This window comes from Paenibacillus sp. FSL M8-0212 (genome assembly GCF_038004645.1).
Lineage (GTDB): Bacteria > Bacillota > Bacilli > Paenibacillales > Paenibacillaceae > Paenibacillus.
Window position 1 is genome coordinate 6,142,298 of sequence record NZ_JBBORP010000001.1, and the last position, 13,810, is coordinate 6,156,107.

Annotated in this window: 12 protein-coding genes; 5 read left to right on the forward strand and 7 right to left on the reverse strand. The window is 44.5% G+C overall.

Translation table 11 applies throughout. From position 1 onward, the window contains the following. Positions 1-140 precede the first annotated feature (140 nt). Positions 141-1,904: a sensor histidine kinase gene (locus MKX68_RS26810; RefSeq protein ID WP_340914746.1), complete on the reverse strand. Its 1,764-nt coding sequence runs from the start codon at positions 1,902-1,904 to the stop codon at positions 141-143. A 206-nt stretch (positions 1,905-2,110) separates the two neighbouring features. Between MKX68_RS26810 and MKX68_RS26815 the strand changes: the two genes are divergently transcribed. The 3 genes from MKX68_RS26815 to MKX68_RS26825 all read left to right on the forward strand — a co-directional run bounded on the left by MKX68_RS26815 (position 2,111) and on the right by MKX68_RS26825 (position 5,197). Beyond that, a complete protein-coding gene (locus MKX68_RS26815) occupies positions 2,111-3,424 on the forward strand; it encodes an ABC transporter substrate-binding protein (RefSeq protein ID WP_338594651.1) in 1,314 nt (437 codons plus the stop codon). Positions 3,425-3,492: 68 nt separating this feature from the next. Next, complete coding sequence (locus MKX68_RS26820; protein ID WP_036670879.1) at positions 3,493-4,365, forward strand: carbohydrate ABC transporter permease; 873 nt, start codon at positions 3,493-3,495, stop codon at positions 4,363-4,365. A 1-nt stretch (position 4,366) separates the two neighbouring features. Next, the gene (locus MKX68_RS26825) at positions 4,367-5,197 is read left to right on the forward strand and encodes a carbohydrate ABC transporter permease (protein ID WP_340914747.1); all 831 of its coding nucleotides are present in this window, start codon (positions 4,367-4,369) and stop codon (positions 5,195-5,197) included. A 108-nt stretch (positions 5,198-5,305) separates the two neighbouring features. On the opposite strand, the gene MKX68_RS26830 is transcribed toward MKX68_RS26825, so the two are convergent. Both MKX68_RS26830 and helD read right to left on the reverse strand, forming a co-directional pair. Continuing rightward, positions 5,306-6,019 carry an SDR family oxidoreductase gene (locus tag MKX68_RS26830; protein ID WP_340914748.1) on the reverse strand — a complete coding sequence of 238 codons (714 nt, stop codon included), beginning with the start codon at positions 6,017-6,019 and terminating at the stop codon, positions 5,306-5,308. Between the two features lie 221 nt (positions 6,020-6,240). Beyond that, positions 6,241-8,655, reverse strand: a complete 2,415-nt coding sequence (gene helD / locus MKX68_RS26835) for an RNA polymerase recycling motor HelD (protein ID WP_340914749.1) — start codon at positions 8,653-8,655, stop codon at positions 6,241-6,243. Positions 8,656-9,065: 410 nt separating this feature from the next. On the opposite strand from helD, the gene MKX68_RS26840 reads away from it, so the two are divergent. Further along, positions 9,066-10,046 carry an aldo/keto reductase gene (locus tag MKX68_RS26840; RefSeq protein WP_338594648.1) on the forward strand — a complete coding sequence of 327 codons (981 nt, stop codon included), beginning with the start codon at positions 9,066-9,068 and terminating at the stop codon, positions 10,044-10,046. 74 nt (positions 10,047-10,120) lie between these two features. On the opposite strand, the gene MKX68_RS26845 is transcribed toward MKX68_RS26840, so the two are convergent. The 3 genes from MKX68_RS26845 to MKX68_RS26855 all read right to left on the reverse strand — a co-directional run bounded on the left by MKX68_RS26845 (position 10,121) and on the right by MKX68_RS26855 (position 12,318). After that, a complete protein-coding gene (locus tag MKX68_RS26845; protein ID WP_338594647.1) occupies positions 10,121-10,492 on the reverse strand; it encodes an iron chaperone in 372 nt (123 codons plus the stop codon). Between the two features lie 126 nt (positions 10,493-10,618). Beyond that, positions 10,619-11,260 (reverse strand): HIT family protein, encoded by a 642-nt coding sequence (locus MKX68_RS26850; protein WP_340914750.1) that lies wholly within the window; start codon positions 11,258-11,260, stop codon positions 10,619-10,621. Between the two features lie 17 nt (positions 11,261-11,277). After that, on the reverse strand, positions 11,278-12,318 hold the full coding sequence (locus tag MKX68_RS26855; protein WP_036670869.1) for an NAD(P)-dependent alcohol dehydrogenase: 1,041 nt from the start codon (positions 12,316-12,318) through the stop codon (positions 11,278-11,280). Positions 12,319-12,511: 193 nt separating this feature from the next. Here MKX68_RS26855 and MKX68_RS26860 point away from each other — a divergent pair, with 193 nt between their 5' ends. Then, positions 12,512-12,925 (forward strand): MerR family transcriptional regulator, encoded by a 414-nt coding sequence (locus MKX68_RS26860; protein ID WP_017688550.1) that lies wholly within the window; start codon positions 12,512-12,514, stop codon positions 12,923-12,925. A 99-nt stretch (positions 12,926-13,024) separates the two neighbouring features. On the opposite strand, the gene MKX68_RS26865 is transcribed toward MKX68_RS26860, so the two are convergent. Next, on the reverse strand, positions 13,025-13,603 hold the full coding sequence (locus MKX68_RS26865; protein ID WP_340914751.1) for a TetR/AcrR family transcriptional regulator: 579 nt from the start codon (positions 13,601-13,603) through the stop codon (positions 13,025-13,027). Between the last annotated feature and the right edge of the window lie 207 nt (positions 13,604-13,810).

Consider the following 13,810-nt stretch of genomic DNA (forward strand, 5'->3'; position numbering starts at 1 on the left):
CTGAAGTGCATCTTTTACCGCCTTTTCGCCCCCTGCTGCGTTACTTTCCCTTGACGTGCCCCGGCACGCCTGCGGAAAACTTCCTGGCTTGGAACGAAAATTCGGCAAAATCTGCTTCCTTCGGAGTTTTCAGACACTCCCTAATAAAAATCCTTCGTCAGTGAGCCGATGATTTGAATTGTTGCTCCATGTTGCTCTTCCGCATGATTGTTAAATATATTAATGAAGAGCCGGTTGTTATACATTAGTTTGAGTCGATTGACGCTATTGATAATCCCCATGTTACCAAGGGCTGTGGCACGATCGGCCGTCTGGTTCATTCCGGAATCCGATGCCTGAATATTGGATAAAATCTCCTGGATCTTATCCGGTGGAAAGCCCTCTCCATTATCTTTGATCTCCAAAGCCCATAATCCGTTATATTGCTTCACGGTAATCTGGATACGCCAAGGCGGCGCGGTGTTGGCAAAGGCATGTTCAATGCAGTTTTCCACAAACGGCTGAATGACCAACCGCGGCAATCGGATTTCGTTCGCCAGCTCGTCTGCATGGATGTCCCACTCCAGATCCTCTTCGTACTTTTGTTGTACAAGGGACAGATAATGTCTCGTATGTTGAAGCTCCTCAGCCAAAGTCACATGCGCGTATGGTGAAGAGACAATATAACGCAGACTGTCCGAAAGATGTTTGCACATATCCGATACAACTTTGGTCTTCCCCTCTTGGGCAGCAATACTGATCAGATATAGAACGTTATGAATAAAATGAGGAGCAATCTGGGCTTGCAGCGCCGAATTACGAGCCTTTACTTCCTCATGAAGCGCCGATTTTTCCCGGTCAATCGATTGCTGTAACCTCTCCATCAGATCTTGAAAGGCTTCATTTAGCAATAAGAGATCGTTATTCTTCGGCGTTTCATCCACCTTCAGATTCATATTGCTGTAGTTCATGCGCCAGATCTGACTGCGTAGCTTGCGGATCGGCAGCAGCAGATTACGCGTCGACAGAAAGATATACACAAACGAAACCAGCATCAGTGCTGTAATCAACAGAATGGACATCGTCTGAACGGAATGGATCGAGCCTAGAACAGATTTTTTGGGCGTTATGATATACGTGATCCAACCTGTACTCGGTGACGTGGAATGGGTGATATAATTGTCGTTTTTGTCCACATCCAGCCCCTCGTCTGATGAAGGCTTTGTCCAATTGGCAAATGTCACACCCGCTTCCGAGCCCGTCATCTGCTCCCCTTGTTCATTCATGATATAGACATCGCCAGCGGTAATGCCCTCCGTTAAGTTCTGTATATAGGCCTGTTCCATCTGGATGCTAAGATAACCGTACACCTTGCCGTTCTGATCATTGATCGTGCGCACAAAGGAGATCGTATCGTCTTGACGCAGCAGAACAAAACCACTTTCCGACCAATCTCGTCCAACCTGACTACTCTCCATCATGGTGTTCAGGATTGCGGGAGGATTGCCCGAACCCAGATATGATGTCAGGAGAACCCCGTGATTGTCGTAGATGGACATGTCCTTGATATTCATGCTCGGCCCGATGGCCTGGAACATGATGTCTTTGATGATCCGAATCTGTTTCAGCCTTTCATAATTACTATGAGCCGAGGAGCTCTTGTCCATGGCTGCAAATATATTTTTGCTGGATAATATTCGCTGCGACATCTGGTTCTGTTGTTCTACGTAGAGATCAACTTGCTCTCTTACCTTTGTAGCGGTCACGAGTGTATCCTGCTCCGTTTTCAGTTTGAGCGGGCGAACAACGATCACATTCACATACACGATAAAACAGCCCAGCACGAACAAAAGCAGAGCCAGAAACGTCAAAAACACCTTCGTCTGCAAACTGAATTGAGTTGCCTTATGTATGAGCTTTGCCATTCTCAGAGGTGCCCTCCTGTTCTGACATGATGTGAAATCCCTTATATTCATGTCTACTCTATCACGGTATTTCATGAAATGATAGCGATTTCAAGTTCAGGATTTTACACATCAACGTTCAAGCACAGACATGTACCGGGGCGAGAAAAGAATCTATAATCGGACTTGTAAACGGATTCACTAAACGTTTTAGAGGGGGATTTGCATTGAAAACAATAAAAAGAAAAAAGGCGATTTCCATTATTCTGGCCAGTTTATTATCGGTCTCGTTAACGGCTTGTGGATCAGGAGGTACGGATTCCGGCACAGCTGCTGGCGGGGACAGCAAGAGTGGCAAAGTTACATTGGAGCTGGCCATCTCTAAAAGTTCTCAGGACTCTGCTTTCATCCAGCAGGACATTCTCGATGCATTCGAAAAACAAACGAACATTCGTGTCAATTTGCAGCTGATTCCAGCGGAACAAACAACAACGGTACTGCAAACCAAACTGGCTGTAGATGAAACGCCTGACATTATTCAGTACAATCTGGCGAGCGCAGTCACAGACCTAAACCTTGAACGTAACTTCGAGATTCTGGATAACGAGCCTTGGGCGAGCAGAATTGTGAACAAAGACGTCCTCTCTTCTGGTGGCCATCTCTACAGCTTCCATGTCAGCCAAGATACGGGGATGCAAGGGGTCGTTTATAACAAACAAATCTTTGAAGAACTCGGGTTATCGATTCCAACCAACTACGAAGAATTCCTGGCAATCTGTGAAAAAATCAAAGCAAGTGGCATTACACCTGTATTCATGCCTTATAAAGATGCCTGGGCTGCCAACATCTGGCCTGCTGCAGCATTTGCCGATTTTGTAGCCAAAAATGACCCGACTTTTTTTGATGAGCTGAACAGTAATAAGAAAAAATGGTCTGATATCCCGGAATTCAAAACATTCCTGGAACAACAATACGAGATTTACACCAAAGGGTATACCAACACGGATGTGCTTAGTGACAGCTATGACATGGCCGTAGGTAAATTCCTGAACAAGGAAGTTGCCATGATGTTTATGGGCGATTGGTTAATTGAAGGCGTTGCCGAGCAAGATCCAAATATGGAACTGGGCGTATTCCCGATTCCATCGTTGGATAATGCCAGTCTGGGCGCAAGTCCACTGGGCGGACAACTGTTCATTCCGAAGAAATCCAAACATCTGGATGAAGCCAAACAGTTCCTGGACTATATCGCTTCCAAGGATGTCGCACAACAGATCGTCGATTCCAAAGGATATGTATCCAATTTCAGTGACGTCACCACACCAGAATTGCCGGCTTACAAGCAGGATATTGTAGACAACTATATTACGCCGAAGAAAACCGTGCTGACAACGGATGCATACATGCTGGTTGATCGCAGCGAACTGTACCGATTGTTGCAGGATCAATTCGCGGGTGGATTGTCACCGGAAGAAGTACTGAAATCCTGGGATGAGAAGTTCAGTCAGCTGATGCAGGATAAAGGCGTAGAAGGTTTCTAAAGAGTGAAATATAAGGCAGCATAACAGGATCGACCGTTATGCTGCCTAGTTATAACGGAGTGTGAGACATGAAAAGGACTAAAAATCTGTACTCGTATTATATGATATTTCCCGCACTGATTATCTACTCCATCTTTTTCGTTGTGCCTGCTCTCGCCGCTTTCTATTATTCATTCACGGATTGGCGGCTGGATCGGCTAGAGCTGAAGTTCATCGGATGGGATAATTTCCAGAAAATTTTCTCGGACAAAACGCTTATTCTGGCGCTGAAAAACACGGCGATATTTGCAATCGTCACCGTTGTTGGCAAAAATGTCATCGGCCTATTGCTGGCCGTAGGACTTAACATGCGATTAAGAACAAAGAACCTGCTGCGTGCGATTTTCTACTCCCCCTCCATTCTCAGCATCCTTGTGATCAGCATTCTGTTCACTCCCATGTTGCGTACCGAAGGTACAATCAACAATTTGTTGGAATCTGTTGGGTTACATTCGTTAAGCCAAGCTTGGCTCACCAACCCATCGATTGTGATCTGGACGATTGCCATCGTCTCGATCTGGCAGAGTGCCGGGTTCCAGATGGCCATCTATCTGGCGGGCCTGCAGTCCATTTCTCAAGAGTATTACGAGGCAGCCAAGATTGATGGCGCAAGTTCGTGGAGAAGTTTTTTCAAAATCACACTACCACTCTTGCTGCCCGCGATTAACATTAACCTGATGTTGACATTGATCGGTGGACTCAAAGTATTCTCCGAAGTATATGTCATGACCGGTGGTGGCCCGGGTAACGCTTCCCAGGTCGTAGGTACGATCATTCTGCGATCTTTCGGCGAAGGCAACTGGGGACTTGGTACGGCGGTCAACACCCTTCTGTTCGTGGTCGTTACCATTATTGCTATACCGCTATTGATCTTCATGCGGCGTAAGGAGGTTACGGAATAACATGGGCTATACACGCAAACTCGCCATCCGCAACTATATCGTGGAAGGTTTCCTGATTCTGGCCTCCCTTATCGTTCTGTTGCCGCTTGTCATTCTGATCTTTGGTTCATTCAAAACGAGCGCCGAAGTGCTCAGCTTTTCCCTGAGTTTCCCGGAAACATGGCAGTTCTCGAACTATGTTCGTGTCTTCCAGGAAGGTGGTCTGTCGCGAGCATTCTTCAACAGCATTTTGATTACTGGCGTATCATCCATCATTAATATCGTTGCCTCTTCGTCAGCGGCATTCATTCTGGCACGTCGGGAAACCAAACTATCCGGCACCATCTACATGTATTTCTTCATGGGATTAATTGCACCAATGTCGATTATTACGACTATACGGGTCGTGCAGGGATTGGGGTTCTACGGCAGTATCACGAGTGTTATCCTGATCTATGCCGCGTTAAATACGGCCTTCAGTGTATTTTTGTATAGTGGATTCATCAAAACCATTCCACGAGCACTGGACGAAGTCGCATTTCTGGAAGGAGCAAGTGTGTTCGGCGTGTTCTTCCGCATCGTCACACCGCTCATCCTGCCCGTTAACGCAACGGTAGCGATCATGGTGTTCATGTCCGTATGGAATGACATTACAATTCCGGTGTACTTCCTGACAGACAGTTCCACATGGACGATGCCACTGTCGATCTACAATTTCTACGGCAAATATAGCCGGGACTGGAACCTGATCTTTGCCAATCTCGTGCTTACTTCACTGCCTGTATTCATCCTTTATCTATTCGGGCAAAAATATATCGTCAGCGGCCTTACTGCCGGTGCAGTTAAAGGTTAAACCTTATATCCTCACCGTTCTTGAGAAAATGGAACTGTAGGATTCATGACGTACTCAACCCCCACCATATCTGGTGAGGGTTGTTTTATTTATAGCGAGAAAATGTATCTACACCTCTCTATTCTGAAACAATTGCGGGTAAAGGGCTGCAACACCACCAGCAAGACCCTGTTGTACATTCCGACTGGTATCATCAGCAATAATTTCGTAGAGATCTGCTTCGATGGAATCTATTGCAATTTTGGCAATATCCGTTGGGTTCGTTTTTGGTGCGTCGATACCTGCCGTCATATCCGTATCCATGAACGCCACGTGCAATCCAGCAACGCTAACGTTCTTAGGGGCTAATTCCAGACGTAATGCATTCGTAATTCCCCATTGAGCTGATTTTGCAGCTGAATATGCACCTGAGTTACCAAGGCTGAGCCAAGATAGAGCGGACAGGATATTCAATATCGAACCGCCCCCATTCTTCTCTATCACCGGTGCAAACGCACGAATCATTGAAAGCGTACCGAATACATGTGTATTGAATTCCAAGTGAATATCGTTCAGCTCACCCGTAAGCAGAGAAGCACCCGTAGCGGAACCAGCATTATTGATTAGAAGGGTTACATCACTAGCTACCTCAGCTGCAGCCATGACAGATTGTGGATCAGTAATATCGAGTTGCAGTGGAATTGCCCCCGGCAGATCAATTGATTCAGGGTTTCGTGCGCCAGCATACACTTTGGTTCCCCTCGCCAGCAGTTCAAGAGCAAGTTCCTTACCCAACCCTCGATTAGCCCCACTTACAATAGCAACTTGTTTGGAAATATTCATTTATTATTACTCCCTCTCATTGAGAATTTATTCATTTTCGAGTTGTTATGGGAATGATCATTCTCACAATCTCTAATAACAATCTATCACATTGGGAACGATCAGTAAAGAATAACTTTTATGATTCATGTCTTTAGTAAAAGAAGATGCCCGATAACCTTTGAAATAAGGCTCCGAGCATCTTTCTTTGGTCCTTTATTGAAAACGGATTTACATATGAATTACGTTCTTATGTCATATAGATTCGCAGGTAACGCCTGCACAAATGGTGACCAGTCACTCACTGTATATAGATGAAGTCGGTGCATGGCCCGTGTGCATGCCGTATACAGAAGCTTGCGATCATATTCCTGGCTGTAAGCAACGGGTGAAGCATCATAGACCAGGACAGCATCGAACTCAACGCCTTTGGCGAGATACACAGGAATAACCATGATTCCTTTTTCGAAAATCTGTGTGTCCTTTGTTATGAGCTGTAACCCTTCGCCGCCTTGACTTTGCAACCTTTCATAGGCGTCACGGCTTTCAGCCGTGGTCTTCGTAATCACAGCGATGGAATCAAATCCCTCCGCCTTAAGCGCGGCGATGTCTGCGAGAATCTGCGCACCACGCAGCTTGTCGTCCTTCAATCTTGTTAAAAGAGGCTTCTGATCTCCCCTTTCAAACGGTCTGATCTCTTCTCCCCCTGGTAACATCTGTCTCGTGAATTCAACAATCTCTCTGGTTGAACGATAACTGCGTACCAGCCGTATCAATGTAGTTTCGCCTTCTCCGTAAAGGTGAACCAGTGGCGAGTTGGATGCTGCCAAATCCGTAGCCTGCATAAAGATGGCTTGCCCGAAATCCCCCAGCACCGTCATGCGGGCACGAGGAAACAGTTTCTTGAGATATTCGTATTGAAACGCCGAATAATCCTGGCCTTCATCAACAAAGACATAACGAATCTCTGTGTTTGTCCGTACGCCTTCGATCATCTCTTTTACATATAAATACGGAGTAGCATCCTCATGGAACAGCTTGTTCTGAAGGATCATGGCCTTGGTCTGTTTACAAATCTCAGGCCAGTGCTGTGGGGGGATTGCCCCATTCGTTTGTTGTCGATAAGCCGCTTCATCTACAAATAGTTGTTCGTATATACCTTTCACATCCACGAACTGGAATTTCCGCACACTCTTTCTTAACGGTTTAAACATGTCTTTCACCAGTTTCTGACGAAGCAACTCCTCTTCTCGCAGTGCAAAGTTAAAGGCACCCTCATCTTGCACTGCGCTGTTATTACCGTTATCTCGTCCTGCGTATTTTTCCGCTACATCAAACACAGGCTTTTCTTTGTGCAACATGCGGAAAGCTTCCACATACTCATCCGTGTCCAGATAATTCAACTCCTCCAGAACCCAGTCTGCTTCCCGTTCCAGACGTTCCAGCGAAACAAGTTCTCTCAGCAGCCATTCCTGCAAAAGAAGTATACGGTTGGACAAGGTAAGATTCTGATCCAAACTGTAAAATTGGGTCTTGATTTGGTCTGAACTGATGAATTCACGTCCCCGAAATTGAATGCCGTTAAACCGCATCCCCTCTCTTCCTAACCACTTACCGTAGTTTTGGAGCACTTGCAGGAATGTCTCGGAAGCTTTGTACTTGATCGCCTCCATACGAGCTTCATATCCCGGATCATTCTGAGCTGTCAGCACATATTCAATCTGATCAAAGGCATCCTCTGGTCGGATGGAGGAATCCAGCCAATAATTCAGATATTCCTGGAAAGTCGTCTGCTGCATATTCTCTTCCCCAAGTTCCGGGAGCACAGTCGAGATATAACTGGTAAACATCGGATTCGGCGAGAAAAGTACAATCTGATCTGCTTTAACTGTCTGGCGGTGTTTATATAGTAAGTAAGCGACTCGCTGTAACGCAGCCGACGTCTTGCCACTGCCAGCTGCCCCCTGAACGATAAGCATTCGGCTTCGGTCATCACGGATGATGGCGTTTTGTTCCTTCTGGATCGTTGCTACAATACTCTTCATTTGTGAGTCTGCACCCTTGGCGAGCACTTGCTGCAACAATTCGTCACCAATCGTCTCAGTTGAATCAAACATGCTATGAAGTTGCCCATGTTGAATCTGGAATTGACGCTTGAGCTCCATCTTTCCTTCGATTCGTCCTGAAGGTGTGTCATAACTTGCTGGCCCGGGAGAGTGATCATAGTACAGACTCGCAATTGGCGTACGCCAGTCATAGATTAGAAAGTTCAAACCATCTTCATCCATGAAGGATGATACGCCGATGTAGATCTGTTCAGTCAATGTCATGCCTTTTTCCTTATAGTCGAAACGGCCAAAATACGGCGTTGGAAGCAGTCTCTTTGTATTTTTCCATTGTTGTGTTAACAGCTTGTGCCCGCGCTCCCTCTCGGCCAACACTCTGGACTGCTGATTAATGGTATAGAATGCATCTTCAAAATCACTGTACGAACTCGTATTGATCGTCACTTCTTCCCAGAACCGTTTACGAATTTCGGCAGCCTGTTCATGCAGTCCGGCAACCTTCGGTTCTAGCTCGTCGAGTCGTGCCTGAAGTTTATTCCTCACCTGCACTAATCTGTCCTCTTCCAACTTCCATTCGTTTGTTTTATCCATGAATAAGTCCACTCCCTTTTCCATTTATTAGGACCAAAAAAAGAGCATTGACAAATCGGAATGTCGGATGTAAAATTAAATTAGGAGAAATAATGATTCACCCTTTACATTCAATATAAATGTCAATTGCGCTATAGATTATATCATGGCTTTTTTTCACGTTCAATCCTTTTTTCTGTTCTGACTGAGTTGAACAATAATTCATATTGAAAAAAAGATGTCCCTTTCACTACTCTGGGGGCATCTTTTTTTGTGTCCTCTATCTAACGGATTCCAGGATTTTGATAGGATTAGGCAAAAGTTTGATAGTAATGTGGTACAGGTTGTTCCATTCGTTATGACATAATAATGTGTAAATAGGTCACCATACAGGTGGCAATAATAAACATTAGAAAGGATTTGAACATGATATGGAATATACAAAACTTGGTAATACAGGCTTGGACGTATCTCGATTTTGCCTGGGATGTATGGGATTTGGGGACGCCAGTAAATGGGTTCATGAATGGGTACTGAATGAAGAAAATTCTCGCCCCGTGATCAAAAAAGCACTGGATCTAGGCATTAATTTCTTCGATACAGCTAATGTATACTCTCTGGGTACAAGCGAGGAATACCTTGGTCGGGCATTAAAGGATTATGCCAATCGGGATGAGGTTGTCATTGCTACCAAAGTACACGGACAAATGCATAAAGGACCCAACGGTTCTGGCCTTTCCAGAAAAGCCATCCTGAGTGAGATTGATAAAAGCCTGAAACGATTGGAAACGGATTATGTAGATCTGTATATCATTCATCGTTGGGACTACAATACGCCTATTGAAGAAACCATGGAAGCCTTACATGATGTGGTGAAGTCCGGTAAAGTGAGATATATTGGCGCTTCAGCCATGTTTGCATGGCAGTTCCAAAAAGCATTACATGTAGCAGAAAAAAATGGTTGGACCAAGTTTGTCTCCATGCAAAACCACTTGAACCTCATCTACCGTGAAGAAGAACGTGAAATGTTGCCTTTATGCAAGGAAGAAAAGATTGGTGTGACTCCCTACAGTCCTCTTGCTTCAGGCAGGTTAACCCGTGACTGGTCCGTATCGACACTCCGATCCGAGACAGACAAAATTCAGAAATCCAAGTACAATGCGACTAGCGATGCAGATCAGCTTGTTGTTGAACGAGTTGCATCCATTGCAGAAAAATACGGTGTCCCTCGCACACACATTGCACTTGCGTGGTTGCTACAAAAAGACACTGTAGCGGCTCCAATTATTGGTGCCACCAAAATATCGCATCTGGAAGATGCGGTAGGTGCTCTTTCCGTTAAGTTGACCTCAGAAGACGTCTCATTCCTTGAAGAGCCCTATGTGCCTCACCCTGTTGTAGGTGCTCAATAATCGCTTTTGCTTACAATGTAGAAGCCCCCCCTTTCCGTACTCGGAAGTTGGGGGTCTTCTTTTTTTATCATGATTTATTTTCGCCAGAAAGTTGAACATTCTGCCTTATCCGCTATATTGAACTCAATCATTCGCTCAAGTAATGAATAATCAATCTCCTGTTTCCACTTCATCCGCACCAACTCTTTGGTATGATCATACCCCGCCTGAGTGATCTCTTCCGAAAAACGATTAATTCCTGCCTTCTCGGGAGCAACAGCCAAGTGTTGCTTGGATACACTAAAACCAATGATAAAGGTATCATGGTCGGTAAACATCGGTTGGTTCCAGGCTATTTTTTGTTTTAATTTCGGGAATTTTTCAGTGACCCAGTTCAAAACTTCTTCTGTTCGTGCCTGGTGTTCCGGATTATCGATGCGTGCTATAAATTCTGCAAAGGTCTCCATTGGTTCCCCCTATATTATGAAATATACTATTTAATTTTCCCCATTCAAACTCATTCTATCATGAATATCAAATTCCAAACCCTTATCTGCCAATAACTCAACAAAAAATGAGCAGCCTGCTAGACTTTAAATGTTTTCTTTTATCCAAGATCGCAACTTATCCGCATAGAGAGCCCGTTCATCTGGATCGGACGGAGAACCATTTGACAGATACAGTTGATCATTCACGTATCTAGGGTAAACATGCAGATGATAATGCCACACGTCTTGATTACCAGCAGGTTCATTATGTTGCCGTGTCGAAATCCCATCACATCCATATGTACTTTTCATTGCAAATGCTGTAAGCTGAGCCGCGCGGTGAATTTCAACAGCGTAATCCGCAGGGAGTTCAAAGATGTTCTCGAAATGTTGATTCGGAACAATAAGAACATGTCCTTTATTGTTTGGCCACCATTTGCCCGCTATAAATGCCGTTACCATTTCATTCTGATAGATGATATCCCTTTGTTTTGTTCCCTGATCAGGTCGCTCGATACCCCAAATACGACAAAATGGACATTCGTAACCTTCAGGCTGATGTGAAAATGATACTGTCATCTTTCTCATTCCACTTCTTTCATGTTTACTCATAGTTATTAGACGCAGGTATCTTCTGTTCGTTGCGAAAAGAGCACGGGTTGTAGAATGATCAGCAATTAACAGGCTGAAAAGCAAAAAGCAGCTGACCTTGGCGGCAGCTGCTTTTTTTCTATCTTTAACTATCATTATTGCACACTTCACAATTACATGGTGCTGATATCAATAACAAAGCGATATTTCACGTCGGAAGCCAGTACACGTTTGTATGCTTCGTCAATCTGGTCAGCGGAGATGACCTCAATATTAGGCGCAATATCATGTTCTGCACAGAAATCAAGCATTTCCTGCGTCTCACGGATGCCACCAATCATGGAACCTGCGAATGAACGGCGATGGCCGATAAGAGAAAATACGTTTACGGCTAGTGGCTCAGCAGGAGCACCCACGTTCACGAGTGTGCCATCCAGTGTGAGCAGTGAGAAATAAGCGTTAATGTCAATATTCGCACTTACTGTGTTAATCATCAGATCAAATGTACCTGCAAGTTTCTCGAATGTTTCCGGTTCGCTTGTGGCAAAGTAGTGATCTGCACCAAATTGCAGTCCATCTTCTTTTTTGCTTAAGGATTGGGAGAGAACCGTTACTTCGGCACCCATCGCATGTGCAATTTTGACAGCCATATGACCAAGACCACCCATACCTACAACGGCAACCTTCTTACCTGGGCCAGCTCCCCAGTGATGAAGTGGTGAATACGTCGTAATACCGGCACACAGCAAAGGTGCAGCAGCATCAAGTGCAATGTTATCAGGGATGCGAACGACGAAATCCTCTACGACAACAATATGAGTTGAATATCCACCTTGCGTAGGCTCACCGTATTTATCTACTCCAGCGTAAGTTTGAATATTTCCTTTGAGACAGTATTGCTCTTCACCTTTGCGGCAGTTAACACATTCACCACAAGAGTCCACCATACATCCGACCCCTACTCGGTCACCGACCTTGTATTTGGATACTCCGGTTCCTACATCCGTTACAATCCCGGCAATTTCGTGTCCAGGAACGAGTGGATAATTCACAGGTCCCCATTCACCGTGGGCAGTATGGATGTCAGAATGGCAGATACCTGCATATTTAATCTCGATTAATACATCATTGGTATCCAGATCACGTCGTTTAATTTCAGCACTTCTGAATTGTTGGTCTGGTCCGTCAACGGCTCTGGCTTTAGCTATAATCAATGGTATAACCTCCTCGTAATTTAAAGTTCAAAATAATCTTACCCCCTCTAGTTAACTCTAGGTCAAATGTTTATCTTATTTTTTTTATCTCCAATGTACTTTGACATCCAGTAATCCAACATGTTAGAATTCACTCGGATCAATCCTAGAGCTAACTCGAAGTCTACCCCTAGTAGAAAGGAATTCATTCTAAATGACCTATTCAATCGGTGAAGTTGCCAAAAAATTAGACCTTACGGTATATACATTGCGTTACTACGACAAGGAAGGACTCATGCCTTTTGTGGAACGTACCACAAGTGGAACACGTTTGTTCAAAGACTCCGACATTGACTTTCTAAAGATCATCCAATGTCTGAAGCTGACCGGCATGCCTATTAAAGACATTAAAGACTTCATTGAATGGTGCTCTGAAGGGGACTCCTCGCTGAAGCAAAGATATGACATGTTTACGGAGCGAAAAGCTATTGTGGAAGCACAAATGGAGGAACTAAGAAGAACCATGGAAGTCATCGAGCACAAACGCTCCTACTACGAAACAGCTTTGGAGGCTGGGACCGAAGAGATTCATAAAATTAAACCGATGGAAAATGCCATCACCAATTGATGGTTCATGCTTTCTATTTTCTAAAATTAGCGCAAAAAAAAAGTAGCTTGAAGTCCTCTAACGGATTTCAAGCTACTTTTTTGGGTACGTCTCTACTCATCATTTTCCCAAAAGTTTCATCGTTACATGGATAATCCGGTTTAATTTTTCCTTATCCGTCGAGGTTCTTGCCATGGCTCTGATGCCGACAGAAATATTGTGCAGGTACTCTGCCATTTCCTTCGCATCATGATCAGAAGAGAATTCCCCCTCCCGCTGCCCCCATTGAATGATTTGCTCAAACATCTGCTCTGCTTCATTAAATGAATCAAGAGATCGTGTATCCACGTCCGGATCGCGTGTACCAAGCTCTACGGCGGAGTTCACGATCAAGCATCCCGATGGCGTATCCTCTACTTCACTGATCATAACTTCGAAGATTTTATGCAGTGCTTCCACTGCCGTCTTGGATGCCTTGATTTCTGCAAGTAATGTGGTGCTGACCTTACCTCTGTAACGATCCATTGCCTGCAAAAATAGCGAATGTTTGTCGTCAAATGTATCATATATACTTCTGCGATGAATTCCCATATGCTCAACCAGGTCACTCATCGACGTTTTCTCGTAACCTTGTTCCCAGAAGATCTTCATTGCTTTATCCAATACTTCGTTCACTTCAAACTCTTTACTTCTAGCCATTCGACTTCCCTCCCAAAATCAATCTAACACATCGGGAACGATCAGTAAATAAAAGATGCAGATACCCTTCTCATTCTCATCTTAGCATGTATTAGCTGAACCGTAAGTGTATATCTTCTGTACTTGTTGTATATCATGACCTGTGTACTTGTGATTATGTAACCAGCAATCAGAATGTCTTATCCATTCACATCAAATGTTTGCCTA